Below are 19,418 nucleotides of genomic sequence, written 5' to 3'. Positions count from 1 at the left end.
GGTCAGCCCTGGCCGGGGCGCGGGAGCATGAGGCGCGGGCCGGGGCCCTCGGCGGCGAGCGAGTCCTCCGGGTTGTAGAGCGTGCAGCGCTGCAACGACAGGCAGCCGCAGCCGATGCAGCCATCCAGGTCGTCGCGGAGCTTGCCGAGCAGCCGGATGCGTTCGTCCAGCCGGTCCCGCCAGGCGCGGGACAGCGCGGCCCAGTCGTCGGGCGTGGGGGTACGCCCCGACGGCAGCGAGTCGAGCGCCTCGCGGATCTCCTCCAGCGAGACACCGACCTGCTGGGAGATCCGGATGAAGGCGACCCGGCGCAGCTCGGTGCGGGCGTAGCGGCGCTGGTTCCCGCCGGTGCGGGCGGCGTGGATCAGGCCGAGCCGCTCGTAGTAGCGCAGCGCCGAGGGGGCGACGCCACTGCGGTCGGCGAGCTGCCCGATGGTCAGTGTTGCTTCGTGCATCACACGGCCTTGAGTTGAAGTTCGCTTCAAGTCCGAGGCTATCGGTATGACGACGACCACCGCCACCGACCTGGACGCGCTCCTGGACCGGGTGCGCGCCGGCCGCGAGTTCGGCGCCAACGTGTACTCGACGCTCGACGTGCTCCAGGTGCTCTACGACCGGGTGCTCCGGATCACCCCGGCCACCGTGGCCGACCCGGACCGGGACCGCTTCCTGCTCTCCAAGGGCCACGCGGTCGCCGGGTACTACGCACTGCTCGCCGCCCGCGGCTTCCTGCCCGCCGAGTGGCTGGACGACCAGGGCGGCCCGGCGAGCCGGCTCGGCGACCACCCGGACCGCACGCTGGTGCCGGGCGTGGAGATCGGTTCCGGTTCGCTGGGCCACGGGCTCGGGCTGGGCGTGGGCACCGCGCTCGGGCTGCGGGCCCAGGGCCGCACCGGACCCCGGGTGTACGTGCTGCTCGGCGACGCCGAACTGGACGAGGGCTCCAACCACGAGGCGATCGCGTACGCGGGCGCGACCGGGCTGGGCAACCTGACCGCGATCGTGCTGGACAACCGGTCCGCCACGTACGGCTGGCCGGGCGGCGCGGCGAGCCGGTTCACGGTGAACGGGTGGAGCGCCGCCACGGTCGACGGACGCGACCACGACGCCCTGCACGCCGCCCTCACCGGGCACGACGATCACCGGCCGCACGTCGTCGTCGCGGTCGTCACGGACGGGGAGGGACGATGAGCAGCACCATGCGGGACGCGTTCGTCACCAGCACCGAGGAGGTGCTCGCCGATCCGCGTACGACAGTCGTGCTCGCCGACATCTCCGCAGCCGCGTTCGAGCCGGCCGCCGCCCGGTACCCGGACCGGGTGATCAACGTGGGCATCCGGGAGCAGTTGATGATCGGGGTGGCCGGAGGGCTGGCGCTGACCGGGCAGCGGCCGATCGTGCACAGCTACGCCCCGTTCCTGGTCGAGCGGGCGTACGAGCAGATCAAGCTGGACCTCGACCACCAGGACGCCGGCGCGGTGCTCGTCGGCATCGGCGGCTCGTACGACCGGGCGTCGGCCGGACGCACCCACCTCGGGCCGGCGGACGTGGCGCTGCTGGACACACTGGACGGCTGGACCGTGCACGTGCCGGGGCACCCGGACGAGGTCCGGCCGCTGCTGCGCGACGTCGTGTGCGGGCAGGACTCGGCGTACCTGCGGTTGTCGATCCGGAGCAACACCGCCGCGTATCCGCAGGCGGGTGACCTGCATGTGGTCCGGGACGCCGGGCCGGGCGCGCCGCTGCTGGTCGCGGTCGGCCCGGTGCTGGACGCGGCGGTGGCGGCGACGGCCGACCGGCCGGTCACAGTGGCCTACACCCACCGGCCGCGACCGTTCGACACGGCCGGGCTGCGGGCGCTCGCCGGGACCGAGGTGATCCTGGTCGAGCCGTACCTGGCGGGCACCTCGGCGCGGATGGTGTCGAAGGCGCTGGCCGACCGGCCGCACCGGCTGCTGGCGCTCGGGGTGGGCCGCAGGGACCTGCGCCGCTACGGCAGCGCCGAGGACCACGAACGCTGGCACGGCCTGGACGCCGCCGGGCTGCGCCGCTCGGTCGACGCGTTCCTCACCTGAGCGTCCCGGACACGACGGAACCCCGCGACCTCGGCTGGTGCAGGGGCGCGGGGTTCAGTCGGTACGGGCTCAGTGCGCGGCGGCGGGATTGGCCGGGCGGCGGCGGGCGCGCTCGCGGGCCAGGATCCAGATCGCCTCGACGCCGTCCTTCCAGGTGATCTTCTTGCCCTCCTCGCGGCCCCGCGCGCGGTAGCTGATCGGCACCTCGTAGGGGCGGATGCGGCGGCGCAGCAGCTTGCCGGTGACCTCGGCCTCCATGCCGAAGCCACGGGAGCGGACCTGCAGCGAGCGGTACAGCTCCAGCGGCATCAGCTTGAAGCAGGTCTCCAGGTCGCCGATGTAGGAGTTGTAGAGCACGTTCGCGGCCAGCGTGACGCCCTTGTTGCCCATCACGTACCAGAAGCTGTACGAGCTGTGGCTGCCGAAGGTCCGGTTGCCGTAGACGACTGTGGCCCGGCCGTCGAGCACCGGCTCCAGCAGGCGCGGGATGTCCTGCGGGTCGTACTCCAGGTCGGCGTCGAGGATGACCATGTACTCGCCCTCGGCGCTGTCGACAGCCGTCTTGATGGCCGCGCCCTTACCGGCGTTGCGCTGGTGGGTGATCACCCGCAGGCGGGCGTCGTCCACGCGGCCGAGGATCTCACCGGTGCCGTCCCGGCTGCCGTCGTCCACGACGACGAGCTCGATCTCGCAGGGGTAGTCGACCGCCAATGCCTGCTTGAGGGCATCCGCGATTCGTTCTTCCTCGTTGTAGACCGGCATGAGGATCGAGAGCTTCACGGAATCTCCACGGAGGCGATGGCAGGTCGGGGCATAGCGTAGCCTGGCACATTGCTCAGGTCACGACAGCCCAGGCACCCTATTCCTGACGAAGTGGTACCACGACGAGCCGGGCCACGCTGCGGTCGCCGTCCTTCGCGCCGGCCACTCCGACCGTCGTACCGATCTTGATGTCGGTCGATCGGATCGTGGTCCGCCGCTCGACGACCCGCAGCTTCTCACCGAACGTCCACGTCACAGTGAAACCGTCGGTGGACTTCACAGTCATCGACCTGTCGTCGATCGCGGTCACCTCGCCGCGCTGGACCGCGACGGTCTTCGTACCGCCGTCCCTGGTCTTGACCACCGCCTCGCCGTGCAGCGTGTTGCGCCGCAGCAGCACCCGGGCCCGGTGACGCCGTTGTCCCTCCTTCGCCCGCTCGCCCTTGCCGTCCGGCCCGGCCTGCGGCGTACCGGAGGGCGCCGGCGCGGCGACCGGATCCACGTCCAGTTCCCCGGCGTCGACGCCGAGCGCGGCGAGCGCCTGGCCGTCCGCACCCAGGGCGGCGCTCACCTCGACCCCGTCGTCCGGCGCCGCGCCGGACCGGGTCGCGCCGCACCCGGCGAGCGCGAGCGACGCGGCGGCGAGCAGTGCGGTGGCCCCGGTGACGATTCGCTGACGTCTCATCTGTGGTCCTCTTCCTCTCCTCACGGTGACGAGCCGAGCGTTCCGCACCGACGCGAGGGAACGGTCAAGCCGATGTTCGAGCCGGGTAAGGATCCGCCGGCACCCGGACAGTGAAGGCGGCGCCGCCCTCCGGGGCGTGCCCGGCGGCGATGTCCCCGCCGAGCCGGCGGACCAGCCCGGCGGCGAGCGCCAGGCCCAGCCCGCTGCCCACCTTGCGCACCCCCCGGTACCGCTCGTGCAGCGCGCCCCGTTCGAACGCCACCCGCAGGTCGTCGTCGGTGAAGCCGGGTCCGCCGTCCCGGACCTCCAGCACCCCGCCGCCCGCCGGGCCGTCGGCCCGGACCGCGAGCACCACCGGCGCCCCCGGCGGTACGACCCGCAACGCGTTCTCCAGCAGCCCGTCCAGGACCTGCCGGATCCGGCCCGGATCGGTGTACGCCGGCACCGGCGCACCCGGCGTCTCCAGCCGGAACGGCACCCCGAGCGCCGCGCACCGGCCGGACCAGCTGCGCTCCGCGTCGGCGGCCAGCCCGGTCAGGTCGACCGGCACCGGTTCCAGGGGGAAGTCGACCGCCTCCAGCCGGGCCAGCGCCAGCAGGTCACGGACCAGCCGGTCCAGGTGTTCGGCTTCGGCGAGCACGGTCCGGCCGGTCGCCGGCACCGCGTCGGCCTCGATCACGCCGTCGGCCAGCGCCTCGGCGTAGCCGCGGATCGCGGTGAGCGGGGTCCGCAGCTCGTGCGAGACGGAGAGCAGGAACTCGCGCTGCCGTCCCTCGCTCGTGGCGAGCGCGGCGGCCAGGCCGTTGAGCGCGTGCGCCAGGTCGGCCACCTCGTCGGGCGGCTCGACCGGCACCCGGACCGCCCGGTCCCCGGCACGCAGCCGGGCGGCGGCGGTCGCGGCGGTACGGATCGGCCGGGCCAGCCGGCGGGCGAGCAGCAGTCCGGCGGCCGCCCCGGCGGCGAGTCCGGCGAGCAGCGGCAGCCAGAGTCCGCGCAGCACCTGCCGCCAGGGCGCGGCGCTACGGGCCCGGGTCAGCACCACCCCGTCCCCGCCGGGCAGCGACCGCGCCTCGACCAGCCGGCGTTGCCCCTCGACCAGTCGCCGGCCGGAGACGTTCTCGCCGCCGGCCACCCGCGTCACCAGCGGCCGGGGCAGGCCCGGCCGGTCGGCCCGGCCGTCCCGGATCACGTACACGTCGATCTGCTGCTGGCGCAGTTGCCGGATGAGCCGGTCCCCGGCGCCGTCGCGCTGGCGTGCCGGCCGCACCCGGAGCACGTCGGCGGCGAGCCGGGCCTGGGCGGCGAGCGCCTCCTGGTCCCGGCGCTCCGCACCGCGGACCGCCAGGGGCACCGCGACCAGCGCGGTGACGAGCACCGACACCAGCGCCACCGCGCAGGTGGCGAGCACGGCGCGGGCGGTGAGTGTCCGCCCGGGCCGGCGCGGCATCGGTCCGGGCGGCCGGTCAGGCATCGGCGGCGTACCCGACGCCACGGTGGGTGCGGATCACGCTGTCCGGGCCGAGCTTGGCCCGCACCTGCGCCACGTGCACGTCGACGGTCCGGGTGCCGGCGTGCGCCGCGTACCCCCACACGCCCGCCAGCAGCTCCTCCCGGGTGAACACCCGGCCGGGCCGGGCCATCAGGTGGGCGAGCAGGTCGAACTCGGTGGAGGTGAGCTGCACCGGCGTGCCGCCGGCGGTCACCGTCCGGCGGGCCGGGTCGAGTGTGACGGCGCCGAGCGTGCGGGGCTGCTCGGCGGGCGTGCCGGCGGTGCGGCGCAGCACCGCCCGCAGCCGGGCGAGCAGCTCGCGCGGGCTGAACGGCTTGGTGACGTAGTCGTCGGCACCGAGTTCCAGGCCGACGACGCGGTCCACCTCGTCGTCGCGGGCGGTGAGGAAGATGACCGGCGTCCAGTCTCCGGCCGCGCGTAGCCGGCGGCAGATCTCGGTGCCGGCCAGGCCGGGCAGCGCGATGTCGAGCACGCAGGCCACCGGGCGCAGCCGCCGCGCGGCGGCCAGCCCGGCCTCGCCGTCACGTTCCAGGTGTACGCCGAACCCGTCCCGGGTCAGGTAGAGCCGGACCAGGTCGGCGATGGCCGGCTCGTCCTCCACGACGAGGACGAGCCCGGGCGGGGCGGCGGTGGTCACCGGCTCATGATGACCGACCGGCGACCGCCGAGCCGGTCAGGGAATGTTCGGATCAGGTAAGGAGGACGTCAGCGGGCCGGGGCGGGCCGCAGCACCGTCGGGCGGACGGCCGCCGGCGACTCGCCGATGGTCGCCACCACCCGCTCGGCGGGCGTACGCAGGCGGGTCCGGAAGGCGTGGTTGAGCAGCGCGTCGAGCTGCCACACCTGCTTCGGGTGGTGGGTACGCAGGACGAAGCGCTCGCGCACCCCGTCGATCGCGGTCGCCGCCAGCACCACGCTGTGCGCGCGGGGATCGGGGCTCCACGTCACGTTGCTCAGCTCGCGCAGTTCGGTGTTGAGGTGCAGGCGCAGCCGGTGCAGCACCCGGGTCTGCCGGGTGACCACCAGCCGCCGGTGGGTGAGGAGCATCAGGTAGTCGCCGCCCACCGGGTCGTCCGGGCGGCTGCACCGGGTGACCAGGATGGTCGCGTCGCCGGAGCCGACGCACCGGCGGAACACCGGCATGTGCCGGGTGACGGTCTGGGTCGCCAGGCCGGTCTCGGCGGCGGCCGGAAGGAACGTTCGCGAGAACACGTCCATGCCCGGTCCAACGAGCCGATGACCAGGGGTGATATGGGTCGCGCCCGATTTCTGGAACTTCCACACGTGCAAGTCGCACCAGCGGTGCGACACCGGCGGCCGGTCGGGTCAGAGCAGCTCGACGATCGTGGCGTTGGCCATGCCGCCGCCCTCGCACATGGTCTGGAGGCCGTAGCGGATGCCGTTGTCCCGCATGTGCTGGAGCATCGTGGTCATGATCCGCGCGCCGGACCCGCCGAGCGGGTGACCGAGCGCGATCGCCCCGCCCCGGGGGTTGAGCCGCTCCGGGTCCGCCTCGGTCTCGGCCAGCCACGCCAGCGGCACCGGGGCGAACGCCTCGTTCACCTCGTACACCCCGATCTCCTCGATGCCCAGCCCCGCGCGGCGCAGCGCCTTCGCGGTGGCCGGGATCGGCGCGGTGAGCATGGTGACCGGGTCGTCGGCGGCGACCACCGCGGTGTGCACCCGGGCCAGCGGGCGCAGGCCGTGCCGGCTGGCCCACTCGGCGGTGGTGACCGCGAGCGCGGCGGCGCCGTCGGAGATCTGCGACGCGGACCCGGCGGTGACCACGCCGTCGGCGCGGAACGGGGTGGCCAGCTCGCCGAGCTTGGCCAGCGAGGTGTCGCGGCGGATGCCCTCGTCGGCGGAGAACTTGCCGCCGTCGGCGAGCGCCACCGGCGCCAGCTCGGCCTCGAACGCGCCCGCGTCCTGCGCGGCGGCCGCCTTCTCGTGGCTGGCCAGCGCGAACTCGTCGAGCTGGGTACGCGAGAAGCGCCACCGCTGCGCGATCAGCTCGGCCCCGACGCCCTGGTTGAACGGCAGTGGCGAGTCCTCGGCGACGCCCTCGACGCCGCGGTAGCGCTCCAGGATCGCCGCGCTGAACGGCATGCCACCGGCGACGCTTGAACCCATCGGCACCCGGGTCATCGACTCGACCCCACCGGCCACGACCAGGTCGGCCTGGCCGGAGAGGACCGTCGCGGCGGCGAAGTGCAGCGCCTGCTGGCTCGACCCGCACTGGCGGTCGAGCGTGGTGCCGGGGACCGACTCCGGCCAGCCGGCGGCGAGCACGGCGTTGCGGGCCACGTTCCAGGACTGCTCGCCGACCTGCGACACACAGCCCCACACCACGTCGTCGACCTGGCCCGGGTCGATGCCGGTGCGCTCGGCGAGCGCGCGCAGCACGTGTGCCGAGAGGTCGACCGGGTGCACTCCGGCGAGGCTGCCCTTGCGCCGCCCGACCGGGGTCCGTACCGCGCCGACGATGACCGCGTCACTCATGTCTACTCCCCGGTAACCTCGCTTGCCCCGATCCTACGTGCTGACCGGACCGGTCGTCCTCCCCCGGCGTTCGGCAGGTACGGCTGGCATGCTGGGCGGATGGATCCACAGTCGCCGCCGGTCCGGCAGTGGCGGGTGCCGCGGGAGGTGCCGGTGATCAAGGCGGTCGGCGCGCTCGCGCTCGTCGCCCTGGGGCTGGTCTTCGCAGGCGGGGACCCGGTCCGTCCGGCGCTCGCCGGGCTGGCCGCCGCCGGTCTGCTCGGCTGGGCGCTGCGCGACGTGCTCGCGCCGGTCCGCCTCGCCGTCGACCCGGACGGGCTCACCGTGCTGCGGGGGTTCGCCGGGCGGCACCGGCTGCCCTGGGACGCGGTGGAGGCGATCCGCCTCGACCGGCGCAGCCGGCGCGGGATCACCGCCGAGACGCTGGAGATCGACGCCGGGGAGTCGCTGCACCTGTTCGGCCGCCGCGACCTGGACGCCCCGCTGGACGAGGTGGCCGCGGCGCTGACCGAGGCCCGCCCCGCGCGCTGAGGCTCAGCCGAGCAGGGCGGCGGTCCGGACGAGCGTCAGGCCGATCAGCGCGACCAGCACGATCGCGCAGCCCGCCACCTGGAACACGGTCCGCCGTGACCGGGGGGCGTACGCCAGGACCAGCGCCACCAGCGCGCCGGCGACCAGCCCGCCGAGGTGCCCGGCCACCGAGATGCTCGGCACGGTGAACGTGAAGATCAGGTTGATCACCAGGATCGGCACGATCGCCGAGGTGTCCCGGCCGAGCCGCCGCATGATCACGAAGACGGCGGCGAACAGGCCGAAGACGGCGGTCGAGGCGCCGGCCGTGAACCGGTTCGGCTCGGTGAAGACGTACGCGGCGACGTTGCCGCCGAGCCCGGCGAGCAGGTAGAGCGCCAGGAAGCGCAGCGGCCCGAGCACCGCCTCCAGCGTCCGGCCGAGCACCCACAGCGCCCACATGTTCAGCAGCAGGTGCAGCACGCCGTAGTGCAGGAACATGGCGGTGACGAGCCGGTACCACTCGCCGTCGGCCACCCCGCCGACGTGCCCGTCGGGGAAGCGCGCCAGGCCGAGCACCGCCCCCCACTCGGTGAGCGGCGTGCCGTTGCCCATCAGGCCGCCCAGGCCACCGCCGGCCACGGCGGTCCCGCTGCGCGCCGAGAGGATGGACAGCAGCATCATCACCACGTTCAGCGCGATCAGCGCCTTCGTGACGTTGCCCTGGCGGCCGGCGGCACCGCCACCGAAGGCGGTACGCGCCGGCCGCACGCTGCGGCGGCCCTCGGCGACGCACTCCGGGCACTGGTGGCCGACGGAGGCGTCCCGCATGCACTCGGTGCAGATCGGCCGATCGCATCGACTGCACCGGATGTAGGTCTCCCGGCCGGGGTGCCGGTAGCAGACCGGGGTGGTCGGCACCGGACCCCCGGTGGCGTCGCCTGGCTGGCCGGAGCGCTCAGTCATGCGAGCAAAGGTACCCGCGTGCCGCTCAGGACTGCTTGTGCTCGATCTCGACCCGCTCGATCACCACGTCCTGGATCGGCCGGTCGCTCGGACCGGTCGGGGTGTTGGCGATCGAGTCGACCACCTTCACCGACTCCTCGTCGGCCACCTGACCGAAGATGGTGTGCCGGTTGTTCAGGTGTGGCGTGGGCGACACCGTGATGAAGAACTGCGAGCCGTTCGTGCCCGGCCCGGCGTTCGCCATCGCCAGCAGGTACGGCCGGTCGAAGCGCAGCTCCGGGTGGAACTCGTCGGCGAACTTGTAGCCCGGGCCACCGCGGCCGGTGCCGGTCGGGTCGCCCATCTGAATCATGAAACCGCTGATCACCCGGTGCGAGACGGTGCCGTCGTAGTACGGCCCGTTGCCCGGCTGACCGGTACGCGGGTCGATGTACTCCCGGGTGCCCTCGGCCAGCTCCACGAAGTTGCGGACGGTCTTCGGCGCGTGGTTCGGAAAGAGCTCCAGCCGGATCGGGCCGGCGTTGGTGTGCAAGGTGGCGTAGACAGCCTCGGCCACGGGTACTCCTCACTCGTAGTTCAGTTCCTTGCGGATCCTCCCATGTGCCCGATCTGGCCATGCGGAGGCATTCGAAGGTGGAGGATGACGAAGGAACAACTCCCAGGAGGTGGGACAGTGTTTGGAATCGGGCGGCGAAAGACCCAGGGCCAGCTCGCCAAGGTCGAGCTGAACCAGGGCATCGGTCACCTGAGGCAGGCCGCCACGCACGCGGCGAAGGGTGCCGGCGCCACTGTCGGCCCGCGGGTCCAGGCAGCCCGGGTCGCCGTCGCGCCGACCGCGGTCCTGGTCCGGGACCGCGCCTCCAGCGGGTTCGCGTCGACCGCCGCGGCGCTCGCGCCGGTGCTGCTGGCCGTGCGCAACGCCCGGGTCGAGGCCGCCGGCAAGGCGTCGAGCGGCCGCAAGGTGATGGCCGCGAAGCAGTCCGCGATGACGAAGAAGGCGAAGGACATGAAGGCCGGAAAGAAGAAGCAGCGCAGGTCGCGGGGCATGACCGCGGGCCTGCTGGTGGCCGGCACCGTCGCCGGCCTGGCCGGTGCGATGGCCGTGCGCCGCCGCCGCGAGCAGCAGGAGTGGGCCGAGTACGACCCGACCGGCACGCTCGGCGCGACGGGCACGCTCGGCACGACCGGTGCCGACAAGCTGGAGCCGATGCGGGAGGACGTGGACACGATCGTGGTGGAGACCCCGGACGCGAGCGCGAAGGTGACGCAGGCCGGCCCGACCGGCGCCGGTTCCTCGGCGGTGGCCAAGGGCAGCAGCGCGTCGACCGCCGCCGCCGGCAGCCAGCCGGTGATCCACCCGAACGACCAGGTCCCCTCCGTCGCCGAGGGCGCCCGGGACGTCTCCGGCCGTCCGGCCGACGACATCACCAAGGCCGTGCAGGCCGGCAAGAACGCCGCGAAGGCCGGCGGTCGCCGCTGACCTCGTACCGTCGGATCAGCGCCGGCACGCGGGACACCCCGCGTGGCCGGCGCTTCCGCGTGTACGGGGCGGCCGGTCCGTCGGCGACCCGCAGTGGCGCGGTGGTCACAGCCAGCCGTTGCGGCGGAACAGACGGTAGAGCGTGAAGGACGCCGCGAGCATCAGCGCCCAGACGCCCGGATAGCCGTACGTCCACTTCAGCTCGGGCATGTTGTCGAAGTTCATGCCGTAGATGCCGGCGATCGCCGTCCACACCGCACCGATCGCGGCCCAGGCGGCGATCTTGCGCATGTCGTTGTTCTGGTCGACGGTGACCTGGGCCAGCCGGGCCTGGAGGATCGAGTTGAGCAGGTCGTCGTAGGAGTTCACCTGCTCGACCGTGCGGCTGAGGTGGTCCTGCACGTCGCGGAAGTAGCGCCGCACCTCCTGCGGGACCGCGCGGTTGACCTGCGAGGTGAGCGTCATCAGCGGGCGCTGCAACGGCGCCACCGCCCGCTTGAACTCGACCAGCTCCCGCTTCATCTGGTAGATCCGCTGGATCCGGCCGCTGCTCTGCCGGTCGAAGACGTCCGCCTCCAGCACGTCGAGGTCGTCCTCCAGCCGGTCGGCCACCTCCAGGTAGAGGTCCACCACGCGGTCGGTGATCGCGTACGCGACCGCCCAGGGGCCGTGTCGCAGCAGGTCCCGCTTCGCCTCCAGGTCGGCGCGCACCGGCGCCAGCCGGCAGGCGTCACCGTGCCGGACGCTGATCACGAAGTGCGGCCCGATGAACAGCATCACCTGGCCGGTCTCCACCACCTCGGAGTTCTCGGTCAGCTCGGCGTGCTCGCAGTAGCGGGCCGTGCGCAGCACCAGGAAGACGATCTCGCCGAAGTGCTCCAGCTTCGGGCGCTGCTGGGCCTTGACCGCGTCCTCCACGGCGAGCTCGTGCAGGCCGAACGTTGCGGCGATCTCGGTCATCTCGGCCAGGTCCGGCTCGTGCAGGCCGAGCCAGACGAAGCCGTCCCGCTCCTGCCGGGCAGCGGCCAGGGCCTCGGCGTACTGGGGGTGGCCGGGGCGGCGCTCGCCGTCGACGTACAGCCCGCAGTCGACGATCCCGCTGCGCTCCGGGCCGGCCGGCTGGGCCGTACGCGGGGAGCCGTCGGCGTTGAGGATGCGCGACATCGCGCGTACCGGGGCCGACCAGGCGCGGGGGCGCAGTGCCCGGCTGCCGTCGGTACCGGCGGTTCGGTCGCGTGCCACCCGGTCCGTCATCTCTCGCCCCCTTCCCCTAGAGCTGCGGCTTGCAGGTTACGCCGACCGGCGGGAAGCGCAGCGCGGGCGCGGGTGCGGGGTACTGGTGGTTGCGACGGGCGTCACGCGGCGGCGCCGGGCGGGCCGGGCCGCGTCAGGGGGGTGAGGGGCGACACGGCCCACCCGGCACCCCTTGGGGGCGGGAGTGATGCTGGGCGTGCCGCCGGCCCGGCCGGTCGTCCGGCGTGCGGGCTGGTCACCGGCAGAAGGTGAGCGGCACTCGCAGCATTGTGGGCTGCCGGCCGGTTCAGCGGGAGAGCCGAACCGGCCAGCGGGGCCTTTTTGTCAGAAACCCGACAGAAAATCAGCCGCGCACGGCGGCCATCGCCTCGGCGAGACGCCGCACACCCTCGTCGATCCGGTCCGCGGTCACCGCCGAGTACGCCAGGCGCAGCGCGTGCCGGCCGCCGTCGACCATGAAGTCGCTGCCCTTCACCACCGCCACGCCACGCTCGGCGGCGGCCGGGGCGAGCCGGTCGACCTCGACGTCCTCCGGCAGCTCCACCCAGAGGAAGTAGCCGCCGTCCGGCTCCACGAACCGGGCCTCCGGAATGTGTCGGCGCAGCGACTCGGCCAGCACCGCCGACCGCTCGCCGAGCGCCGAACGGACCGTCCGGATCGACTCCTCGATCGCGCCGGAGACGCAGAACTGGTGCACGATCGCCTGGGCCACCATGCCGGGCGAGATGTAGAGGTTGGTGGCCCGCTTCGCGATCGCCGCGATCAGCTCGGCCGGGCCGACCAGGTAGCCGACCCGTACGCCCGGGCAGACCGTCTTGGTGAAGCTGGAGGCGTGCACTACCACGCCCCGGGTGTCCATCGACAGCATCGAGGGCAGCGGCTCGCCCCGGAACCGGATGTCCGCGTACGGGTCGTCCTCGAAGATCGTGAAGTCGTACTCGGCGGCCAGGTCCAGCAGCTCACGGCGCTTCTCCAGGGAGAGCGTCACGCCGGCCGGGTTCTGGTAGTTCGGGATCACGTGGGCCAGCCGCGGCCGCACCCCGGACTCCAGCAGCTTGCGCAGCTCGGCGGTGTCCAGACCGTCCGGCTGGATCGTCACGCCGTGCACCTCGCCGCCCATCTGCTTCAGGTTGAGCAGCGTGCGGTCGTACGTCGGGCGCTCGACCACCACCGCGTCGCCCCGGCGGACCAGGTGGTCGAAGAGGAACGCGTCGGCCTGCAACGAGCCGTTGGTGATCAGCACCTGGTCGGCCTCGACGCCGTGCTTCTCGGCGATCCACTTCCGCAAGGGCGGGTAGCCGACGGAGGTGCCGTACGCGGTGACCCCGGCGGGGTCGGCGTCGAAGGCGCGGACGGCGGCGGCCTTGAGCCCCTCGACATCGACGATGTCCAGCGAAGGCGCGCCACGGGCGAACGAGATCAGCTGCTCGGCGGTCATGCGCAGAGCCTAGGGCCTGGCCCGGCGGGTCCGACCGCGATACACGCGAAGTTCAACATGCGGGCGGCCGGCCGGGTCACCGGTGCGTCCGGGGGATCCGAGACCGCCTCGCGACTGTCTACGATCCGACGGACGCTGGCGCCGGTCCGACCGGACGCCGAAGGATGACGGGTCGCGGCAGACCCGGAGAACAAGGGATGGGGCTCGTGACCGAGGACGAGGCGGGACGGCTCGACGACCAGCGGTTCGCGCAGTGGCTGGCGACCGAGGCCGGCAGGGCGCTCACCGCGCTGCGGGACCGGCAGGGCTTCGCCGACCCGAAGGCGCTCAAGGACGCCGGCGACCGCGCGTCGCACGAGCTGATGACGGCGGCGCTGGCCCGGCTGCGGCCGGCCGACGCGGTGCTCTCCGAGGAGGAGGCCGACTCGCGCCGCGCGTGGGCGGACGGCGAGCGCGCACCCCGGCACGAGGCGGACCGGGTCTGGATCATCGACCCGCTGGACGGCACGCGCGAGTTCTCCGAGGAGGGGCGGGACGACTGGGCGGTGCACGTGGCGCTCTGGCAGCGCTCCGCCGCCCCCGACGGCGCCCTGGTCGCCGGCGCGGTCGGCATGCCGGCCCGGACCACCGTGGACGGTACGCCGCTCGTGCTCGGCACCACCTGCCCGCAGCCGAAGCCGTCGGACGGGCCGATCCGGATCGCGGTGAGCCGCAGCCGCCCGCCCGCGTTCGTGGGCGAGCTGGTCGAGATGCTCGGCGCCACGGCGGTGCCGATGGGCTCGGCCGGTGTGAAGGTCTGCGCGGTGGTGACCGGCGAGGTCGACGCGTACGTCCACGCGGGCGGTCAGTACGAGTGGGACAGTGCCGCCCCGGTCGCCGTGGCGCTGGGCGCCGGCATGCACGCGTCCCGGATCGACGGTTCGCCGCTGCGCTACAACCGCGCCGACCCGCGCCTGCCGGATCTGCTGGTCTGCCGGCCCGAGCTGGCCGACCAGTTGCTCGACGCGATCGCCCGGACCGGGGTCGAGATGCCCGCTTCGGCCGTCACCGACAACCGGGGTGGGGCGTTCGGCTGAGTGTCACGGTACGTACGGCCAGGTGGATGAGGGTTATCGTCAGGAAGCAATGCGTGGCGATCTGAGCCCCGACCGCGGGCCGCCGACAGCCAGGGAGGGTCATGCCGGCCGACCGAGAGTCGCACAACGCCTTCGGGCAGCCGACCGGCCTGTGGCCGGGTCAGGACATTCCGCGCCAGGTGGGCAGCCCGTCGCTGCCCTGGCCGGAGGCGGAGAGCACGCCGCCACCACCACCGGCCGGACCGGGGGGTGACCTGCCCTGGCCCGAGCACGACCGGCACGACGCCGGTCGCCACGACGGGCCAGGGCACGACCGGGCCGGCTGGCACGACGCGCCGGGCACAACGAACGGCTGGGCGCCGCAGCACGGGCCGGCGGGCCACGGCGACGCGGCCTGGCCGCCGCAGGGTGAGCCGCACGACGACTGGGCCACGCAGGCCGGCCCGGCGGCGAACGGCCACACCGGCTGGACGCCGCACGACGGGCCCGGCGGGCCCGGACCGTCGGGCGAGGCGGGCTGGGGTGCGGGCACCACGGCGACCGCCACCCTGACCGGACCGCCCCCGGTGGACGTTTCACACGGACCGGCCGCCGACGGGCCCGGCCGGCCGCCCGCGCCGCCGCTCGCCCCTGCGCGCGCGCCGTCGTCCGGCGGCTCATGGCGGCGCTGGCGCGTCGCCGTCGCCGCGGCCGTGGCCGTGGCGGTGACCGGCAGCGGGGTCGCGGTGGCCGCGCTGCGACCCGACTCGACGGACCGGCAGGCGAGCGGGACGCCGGGCTCGGTCGGGCCCGCGACCTCGATGGGCCCGGGCACGCCGGCCACCACCGGCGCGGCCCCGGGCGCCGACCAGGGCCTCGGTGGCAAGCCTTCGGCGCGTCCGTCGGCCTCCGCGGCCGCCGGACCGGGCTTCACCGGTACGCGACTGACGCTGCCCGGCGCCTCGATCGGCGTGCAGAACGGGGAGACCTTCGGCCAGGCGCTGGCCCGGTCCGACCGGACCTTCGGCAAGCTGCGGATGGCCCGGATCTTCTTCCCCGGCCTGCCGCCGGCCTGGTCCGGCAGCCGGGCCGACGTGGTGGACCGGACCGTGGTGGTGTCGTTCAAGGCGTCGCCGCAGGAGGTCAACACCGGCAAGTTCGACTCCCGCCTGACCTCCTGGTTCGCCTCGATCCCGCGCGAGCAAAACGTCTACTGGTCGTACTTCCACGAGCCGGAGGACGACGTCGAGCGCGGTGCGTTCAGCACGGCGGCGTACCGGACCGCGTGGAAGCGGATCGCCGGCCTGGCTGACCGGACCGGCAACCCCAAGCTGATCAACACGCTGATCCTGATGTGCTGGACGCTCGACCCGAAGTCCGGGCGCAGCTTCGACGCGTTCTACCCCGGCGGCGACGTGATCGAGGCGCTCGGCTGGGACTGCTACAACTGGGGCGCCAAGTGGAAGCGGTACGCCCCGCCGCAGGAGATCTACGGCGCGATGATCAGCAAGTCCAAGGCGCTCGGCAAGCCGTGGGGCGTCGCGGAGACCGGCAGCGACCTGGTCCCGGGTGACTCGGGCACCGGCCGGGCGGCCTGGATCCGGTCGATGACCGGCTTCCTCAACGGCCAGCGGCCGGAGTTCGTGGCGTACTACAACCAGACGGTCAGCCAGGGCGACTTCCGGCTGCTCGACCAGCCGAGCATCCAGGCGTGGAAGTCCTTCTGCACGGCCTGACCCCGGCGACGGAACGGCAACGGGCGGGCGACCTCGGTCGCCCGCCCGTTTCGCGTACGGCTCAGATGCCCCGGCCGCGCTTGTGCAGCGTGCGCAGCACCCGGTCGGCCTGCACCGCCCGGCTCGCCACCGCCAGCGCCAGGTAGGCGCGCGGTTCCTTCGGGTTGCGGGCCAGCGTGCGCCGGGCCCAGCGGACCGCGTCGCGCCGGTTGCCCATGGCCGCCTGCGCGAAGGCGATCTGCCCGGCCACCCGCGCCTCGCCGTGCGGCACGGTGGCGAACTCCGGGTAGCGACGCAGCAGCCACTGCAACGCGGTCGAGATGGTCTCCCAGCGCTGCGCGAAGTAGGACCGCTTGTGCCAGCGGACCAGCACGTACGGGCTCTCCACGTTCACCAGCGGGGCGTAGCGGGCGGCGCGGAGCAGGAACTCGTAGTCCTCCGCGTAGCTGCCCGGGATCTGCTCGTCCACCAGCCCGATCGCGTCGAGCAGCGCGGCCCGGCGGATCAGGAACGTGGACGGGTGCAGCTCGGTGAGCCGGTCGCGCAGCAGCGCCTCCAGCGAGATCCGGGCGCGGTCCAGCGAACGGTCCACCGTACGGTCGTCGTAGCTGACCCGGATGCCGCAGCTCACCAGCGCTCCGTCCGGGTGCGCGTCGAGCGCCCCGAACTGGGCGGCCAGCTTGCCGGGCAGCCACTCGTCGTCGTCGTCGCAGAACGCCACCCAGTCGCCGGTGGCCGCCTCGATGCCGGTGTTGCGCGCGCCGGCCAGCCCGGCGGTACGGGTATTCGTGATCACCCGGATCCGGCGGTCACCCCGGTCGGTCTCCAGGGACCGGTCCGGTTCGGACTGGTCGTAGACCACGATCGCCTCGATCAGGCCCGGGTGCGCCTGGCTGAGGATCGCGTCGAGCGCCGCACGCAGCAGCTCCGGACGGTCCCGCGTCGGTACGACGACCGAGATGCTCGGCCCACTCATGCTCTCTCCACGGACTCGTCGGATCCCCGCTGGCCCAGATAGCCGTAGCGGACCCGCAGGGGAAGCGTGGCCAGGCTGACCACGGCACGGCTGCGGCGCGGCAGGCGGTCCCGCCACGCCTCGTCCCGGCGCACCGTCAACGGCCCGCCGCTGAACCGCAGCGGGTTGCCGGCGACGCTGTGCGCCCGGAACGGCGCGGCCGGCTCGGGCGCCGCGCCCGTCTCGTCGGCTCCGGACAGGATGCGCAGCGCGGCCGGGTCGTCCGGCAGGCCGGCGAAGTCCCGCACCCGGCGTACCGTCCCGGCCGGGTCGGCGGTGAAGTCCTCGTACCGCAGCCGCAGCACCTTCGCCCGGGAGGCGAGCAGGTGGAACGCGGCGTTCTGCGCGGTCCACAGCTTGCTCACCTCGAACGGCGAGAAGGTCGGCATGAAGTCCTCGCCGTCGACCACCTCGGGACGGCGCACCTGCTTGCCCCACGAGTACGCCACCGCCCGGCTGTCCCGGACCAGGTGCAGCACCCGCAGGTCCAGCCCTTCGGCCCAGCGCAGCGCGAAGGCGAGCGAGGCGTGCTTGCTGGAGTCCACCACCACCCGGGCGCCGGTCACCGACAGCGCGGCCCGGTAGATCCGGGTGTACAGGTCGGCGTAGCGGCGTACGTCGGTCAGCTGCTCCGGCGGGAGCGCGTCCTTCGCGAGCCGGGGGATGTGCCGGGTCCGGTCGACCCGGTCCTTGAGCGCCAGCACGTCGTCCCGGTCCACAGCGGCCCAGCCGCCGAACGCCTGGTCACCGACCTGCCGCCAGAACGGGCAGGCGGTGAACCGCTCACCGCAGCCGCAGCGCTCGTCGGCGCCGAGCGCCCGCTCCCAGAGGTGCACCACCTCACCGACGGCACACACGTCGGCGCTCTGCGCCAGCAGCAGTTCCAGCAGCGTGGAACCGCTGCGGCCGAGGCCGCCGACGAAGAGGACCCGCGGCGGCGCCGGATCGGGGGCGCTCATCCGCGACGCCCGACGGCTCGTTGCCGTACCCGGCGGGCCACCAGTTCGTCGATCACCGCGCCGACGCGGGCGACCGCCTCGGCGCGGGGGTCCGGGCGGCCCGGGTCGGCGGCCAGGACGAACCGGCTCGGGTCGGCGAGCCCTTCGTCCAGCGCGGCGAGCAGCTCGGCCTCGGACTCGCACAGCCGCACCATGCCGGCCGCGCCCAGACGGCGGGAGAACAGCTGCTGGTGGTTGTCGACGTGCTCGTCGTGCGACGGGTCGCGGGGCACCACGATCGGCAGGTGGCCGTTGCGCCGGGCCTCGGTGATGGTGGCCGGGCCGCCGTGGCTGACCACGAGCGTCGACTCCGCCATCGCCCGCTGGAGTTCCTCGTGGCCGAGGAACGGGGTGGCCCCGGGCAGGGCCGGGGTGCGGCTGTGGCCGTACTGGAGGACCAGCCGGACCTCGGGCCGGGTCGCGTGCCAGCGCTCCAGCCAGCCGACCAGCCGGTCGAAGCGGTGCACGTCGGTGCCGACCACGACCAGCACGTACGGTGCCGCGGAACGCCGGTCCCGCTGCTGCGGAATGTGCGCCATCAGAGCAGATTCCCCACGACGGTGGCCTCCGGGTACATCCGGCGCTGCTCGTCCCACTGCACGAGCATCGCGGAGAGGAAGGGTCGGCAGAGCCGGGCGGTGAGCGTCGCGCTGTCGATCCGGTCGTACACCTCGATGTAGACCGTCGGGATCTTGCGCATCCGGGCCGCCACCACGAACGGCAGGGCGACCCCGGCGCCGGTGGTGACCACGGCGTCGACCTGCCGCCGACGGATCACCTTCAGCGCGAGGAACGCGTTGCGTACCAGGTTCTTGACGTTGCGTGTGGTGGGGTGGTGCGCCCAGACCACGTCCTCACCGGCGAGCAGCGAGCGCGCGTCCGGGGTGTCGAAGGTTACCCATGCGCGGCGCCGATCCCGGTACCACGGTTCCAGGGCCAGGAGCTGGGCCAGGTGCCCGCCACTGGAACCCACCAGCAGGACCTGCCCCGAGTCCTCGGTTGACCCGCTCACCACAAAAGTCCTCCCGTACGCGGATGACGCGTCCGGATTTTTGTGAATGCCCCTCGGACGCGTCCTGACAACCTACTGGCGCGCCCCTGGGCAACTGAAGGGGCCATTGGACGGATCCTGGCTCGCCGGTCGGCTCACCTCTCGATTCCCGCCACTGGGATGTGCACCGGCCGGTCACCGGCCAGGTCAGCCCGGTGCGCCCCGGCGGCCGGGCCGGGACACCGGGAGAAAGTGAGATGTGTCAGGATTCCGTCACCGCTCCGCACGAGAGCCGCCGGCGACGTCGGCTTATCCGGGGGCAGGTCAGGCCCAACACCGGGAAACCCGCCGAATGGTCAGCGCCGATCGGCCATTTCTACGCGGGCTGCCCACACCCGGGCAGGCTTACCGGAACGTGAGCAGACTTTCCCTCGTCGTTCGGAT

21 protein-coding genes are annotated in these 19,418 nt (G+C 73.6%); 6 read left to right on the top strand and 15 right to left on the bottom strand.

Annotated elements, in window-relative coordinates:
* Positions 1-2 precede the first annotated feature (2 nt).
* Positions 3-455, bottom strand: coding sequence for a redox-sensitive transcriptional activator SoxR (gene soxR, locus ACN27C_RS09265; RefSeq protein WP_120572617.1), 453 nt, complete (start codon positions 453-455; stop codon positions 3-5).
* Between the two features lie 46 nt (positions 456-501).
* Here soxR and ACN27C_RS09260 point away from each other — a divergent pair, with 46 nt between their 5' ends.
* Both ACN27C_RS09260 and ACN27C_RS09255 read left to right on the top strand, forming a co-directional pair.
* Positions 502-1,191, top strand: a complete 690-nt coding sequence (locus ACN27C_RS09260) for a transketolase (protein ID WP_422750936.1) — start codon at positions 502-504, stop codon at positions 1,189-1,191.
* Between the two features lie 8 nt (positions 1,192-1,199).
* Positions 1,200-2,075 (top strand): transketolase family protein, encoded by an 876-nt coding sequence (locus tag ACN27C_RS09255; RefSeq protein WP_422751598.1) that lies wholly within the window; start codon positions 1,200-1,202, stop codon positions 2,073-2,075.
* A 69-nt stretch (positions 2,076-2,144) separates the two neighbouring features.
* Here the strand turns inward: ACN27C_RS09255 and ACN27C_RS09250 are convergent, their stop codons facing one another.
* The 6 genes from ACN27C_RS09250 to ACN27C_RS09225 form a co-directional block, all read right to left on the bottom strand.
* Positions 2,145-2,855, bottom strand: coding sequence for a glycosyltransferase family 2 protein (locus tag ACN27C_RS09250; protein ID WP_120572614.1), 711 nt, complete (start codon positions 2,853-2,855; stop codon positions 2,145-2,147).
* Between the two features lie 79 nt (positions 2,856-2,934).
* Entirely contained in the window at positions 2,935-3,522 is a 588-nt protein-coding gene (locus ACN27C_RS09245; protein ID WP_120572613.1) for a hypothetical protein, read from the bottom strand.
* A gap of 64 nt (positions 3,523-3,586) precedes the next feature.
* Positions 3,587-4,993, bottom strand: coding sequence for a sensor histidine kinase (locus ACN27C_RS09240; RefSeq protein WP_422750935.1), 1,407 nt, complete (start codon positions 4,991-4,993; stop codon positions 3,587-3,589).
* Positions 4,986-5,669 carry a response regulator transcription factor gene (locus ACN27C_RS09235; protein ID WP_121684353.1) on the bottom strand — a complete coding sequence of 228 codons (684 nt, stop codon included), beginning with the start codon at positions 5,667-5,669 and terminating at the stop codon, positions 4,986-4,988. Before ACN27C_RS09235 ends, ACN27C_RS09240 begins: the two co-directional genes overlap by 8 nt.
* 68 nt (positions 5,670-5,737) lie before the next feature.
* Complete coding sequence (locus ACN27C_RS09230; protein ID WP_120572611.1) at positions 5,738-6,250, bottom strand: hypothetical protein; 513 nt, start codon at positions 6,248-6,250, stop codon at positions 5,738-5,740.
* A 108-nt stretch (positions 6,251-6,358) separates the two neighbouring features.
* Positions 6,359-7,531: a thiolase family protein gene (locus ACN27C_RS09225; protein ID WP_013289257.1), complete on the bottom strand. Its 1,173-nt coding sequence runs from the start codon at positions 7,529-7,531 to the stop codon at positions 6,359-6,361.
* Between the two features lie 99 nt (positions 7,532-7,630).
* Here ACN27C_RS09225 and ACN27C_RS09220 point away from each other — a divergent pair, with 99 nt between their 5' ends.
* Positions 7,631-8,062 (top strand): PH domain-containing protein, encoded by a 432-nt coding sequence (locus ACN27C_RS09220; protein ID WP_422750934.1) that lies wholly within the window; start codon positions 7,631-7,633, stop codon positions 8,060-8,062.
* A 3-nt stretch (positions 8,063-8,065) separates the two neighbouring features.
* On the opposite strand, the gene ACN27C_RS09215 is transcribed toward ACN27C_RS09220, so the two are convergent.
* Positions 8,066-9,007, bottom strand: a complete 942-nt coding sequence (locus tag ACN27C_RS09215) for a rhomboid family intramembrane serine protease (RefSeq protein ID WP_357829514.1) — start codon at positions 9,005-9,007, stop codon at positions 8,066-8,068.
* A 25-nt stretch (positions 9,008-9,032) separates the two neighbouring features.
* The gene (locus tag ACN27C_RS09210; protein ID WP_120572610.1) at positions 9,033-9,563 is read right to left on the bottom strand and encodes a peptidylprolyl isomerase; all 531 of its coding nucleotides are present in this window, start codon (positions 9,561-9,563) and stop codon (positions 9,033-9,035) included.
* Positions 9,564-9,647: 84 nt separating this feature from the next.
* On the opposite strand from ACN27C_RS09210, the gene ACN27C_RS09205 reads away from it, so the two are divergent.
* A complete protein-coding gene (locus ACN27C_RS09205) occupies positions 9,648-10,487 on the top strand; it encodes a hypothetical protein (RefSeq protein ID WP_422750933.1) in 840 nt (279 codons plus the stop codon).
* A gap of 105 nt (positions 10,488-10,592) precedes the next feature.
* On the opposite strand, the gene corA is transcribed toward ACN27C_RS09205, so the two are convergent.
* Both corA and ACN27C_RS09195 read right to left on the bottom strand, forming a co-directional pair.
* Positions 10,593-11,741, bottom strand: a complete 1,149-nt coding sequence (gene corA, locus ACN27C_RS09200; RefSeq protein ID WP_357829510.1) for a magnesium/cobalt transporter CorA — start codon at positions 11,739-11,741, stop codon at positions 10,593-10,595.
* Between the two features lie 343 nt (positions 11,742-12,084).
* On the bottom strand, positions 12,085-13,179 hold the full coding sequence (locus ACN27C_RS09195; RefSeq protein ID WP_013289263.1) for a PLP-dependent aminotransferase family protein: 1,095 nt from the start codon (positions 13,177-13,179) through the stop codon (positions 12,085-12,087).
* A gap of 197 nt (positions 13,180-13,376) precedes the next feature.
* Between ACN27C_RS09195 and ACN27C_RS09190 the strand changes: the two genes are divergently transcribed.
* The gene (locus ACN27C_RS09190) at positions 13,377-14,255 is read left to right on the top strand and encodes a 3'(2'),5'-bisphosphate nucleotidase CysQ (RefSeq protein WP_422750932.1); all 879 of its coding nucleotides are present in this window, start codon (positions 13,377-13,379) and stop codon (positions 14,253-14,255) included.
* 101 nt (positions 14,256-14,356) lie between these two features.
* Positions 14,357-15,970, top strand: coding sequence for a hypothetical protein (locus ACN27C_RS09185; RefSeq protein WP_422750931.1), 1,614 nt, complete (start codon positions 14,357-14,359; stop codon positions 15,968-15,970).
* A gap of 61 nt (positions 15,971-16,031) precedes the next feature.
* Here the strand turns inward: ACN27C_RS09185 and ACN27C_RS09180 are convergent, their stop codons facing one another.
* The 4 genes from ACN27C_RS09180 to ACN27C_RS09165 are packed head-to-tail and all read right to left on the bottom strand — an operon-like array spanning position 16,032 to position 18,998.
* Positions 16,032-16,946: a glycosyltransferase family 2 protein gene (locus ACN27C_RS09180; protein WP_013289266.1), complete on the bottom strand. Its 915-nt coding sequence runs from the start codon at positions 16,944-16,946 to the stop codon at positions 16,032-16,034.
* Entirely contained in the window at positions 16,943-17,944 is a 1,002-nt protein-coding gene (locus tag ACN27C_RS09175; protein WP_422750930.1) for a sulfotransferase family protein, read from the bottom strand. The genes ACN27C_RS09180 and ACN27C_RS09175 overlap by 4 nt, the downstream gene beginning before the upstream one ends.
* Positions 17,941-18,522 carry a glycosyltransferase gene (locus tag ACN27C_RS09170; RefSeq protein ID WP_121683225.1) on the bottom strand — a complete coding sequence of 194 codons (582 nt, stop codon included), beginning with the start codon at positions 18,520-18,522 and terminating at the stop codon, positions 17,941-17,943. The genes ACN27C_RS09175 and ACN27C_RS09170 overlap by 4 nt, the downstream gene beginning before the upstream one ends.
* Positions 18,522-18,998: a polysaccharide biosynthesis protein gene (locus tag ACN27C_RS09165; protein WP_013289269.1), complete on the bottom strand. Its 477-nt coding sequence runs from the start codon at positions 18,996-18,998 to the stop codon at positions 18,522-18,524. Before ACN27C_RS09165 ends, ACN27C_RS09170 begins: the two co-directional genes overlap by 1 nt.
* Positions 18,999-19,418: the final 420 nt, after the last annotated feature.

Origin of the sequence: Micromonospora sp. WMMD1219 (assembly GCF_049315215.1) — a bacterium.
GTDB classification, from domain to species: domain Bacteria; phylum Actinomycetota; class Actinomycetes; order Mycobacteriales; family Micromonosporaceae; genus Micromonospora; species Micromonospora tulbaghiae.
This window is presented reverse-complemented; position numbering and strand designations above follow the sequence as displayed.

What these genes read in the sequence shown, in the direction of transcription:
- soxR (WP_120572617.1), bottom strand. Translation starts at nt 455, where the DNA reads ATGCACGAAGCAACACTGACCATCGGGCAGCTCGCCGACCGCAGTGGC.
- ACN27C_RS09260 (WP_422750936.1), top strand. Translation starts at nt 502, where the DNA reads ATGACGACGACCACCGCCACCGACCTGGACGCGCTCCTGGACCGGGTG.
- ACN27C_RS09255 (WP_422751598.1), top strand. Translation starts at nt 1,200, where the DNA reads ATGCGGGACGCGTTCGTCACCAGCACCGAGGAGGTGCTCGCCGATCCG.
- ACN27C_RS09245 (WP_120572613.1), bottom strand. Translation starts at nt 3,522, where the DNA reads ATGAGACGTCAGCGAATCGTCACCGGGGCCACCGCACTGCTCGCCGCC.
- ACN27C_RS09240 (WP_422750935.1), bottom strand. Translation starts at nt 4,993, where the DNA reads ATGCCTGACCGGCCGCCCGGACCGATGCCGCGCCGGCCCGGGCGGACA.
- ACN27C_RS09230 (WP_120572611.1), bottom strand. Translation starts at nt 6,250, where the DNA reads ATGGACGTGTTCTCGCGAACGTTCCTTCCGGCCGCCGCCGAGACCGGC.
- ACN27C_RS09225 (WP_013289257.1), bottom strand. Translation starts at nt 7,531, where the DNA reads ATGAGTGACGCGGTCATCGTCGGCGCGGTACGGACCCCGGTCGGGCGG.
- ACN27C_RS09220 (WP_422750934.1), top strand. Translation starts at nt 7,631, where the DNA reads ATGGATCCACAGTCGCCGCCGGTCCGGCAGTGGCGGGTGCCGCGGGAG.
- ACN27C_RS09215 (WP_357829514.1), bottom strand. Translation starts at nt 9,007, where the DNA reads ATGACTGAGCGCTCCGGCCAGCCAGGCGACGCCACCGGGGGTCCGGTG.
- ACN27C_RS09205 (WP_422750933.1), top strand. Translation starts at nt 9,648, where the DNA reads ATGACGAAGGAACAACTCCCAGGAGGTGGGACAGTGTTTGGAATCGGG.
- corA (WP_357829510.1), bottom strand. Translation starts at nt 11,741, where the DNA reads ATGACGGACCGGGTGGCACGCGACCGAACCGCCGGTACCGACGGCAGC.
- ACN27C_RS09195 (WP_013289263.1), bottom strand. Translation starts at nt 13,179, where the DNA reads ATGACCGCCGAGCAGCTGATCTCGTTCGCCCGTGGCGCGCCTTCGCTG.
- ACN27C_RS09190 (WP_422750932.1), top strand. Translation starts at nt 13,377, where the DNA reads ATGGGGCTCGTGACCGAGGACGAGGCGGGACGGCTCGACGACCAGCGG.
- ACN27C_RS09185 (WP_422750931.1), top strand. Translation starts at nt 14,357, where the DNA reads ATGCCGGCCGACCGAGAGTCGCACAACGCCTTCGGGCAGCCGACCGGC.
- ACN27C_RS09180 (WP_013289266.1), bottom strand. Translation starts at nt 16,946, where the DNA reads ATGAGTGGGCCGAGCATCTCGGTCGTCGTACCGACGCGGGACCGTCCG.
- ACN27C_RS09175 (WP_422750930.1), bottom strand. Translation starts at nt 17,944, where the DNA reads ATGAGCGCCCCCGATCCGGCGCCGCCGCGGGTCCTCTTCGTCGGCGGC.
- ACN27C_RS09170 (WP_121683225.1), bottom strand. Translation starts at nt 18,522, where the DNA reads ATGGCGCACATTCCGCAGCAGCGGGACCGGCGTTCCGCGGCACCGTAC.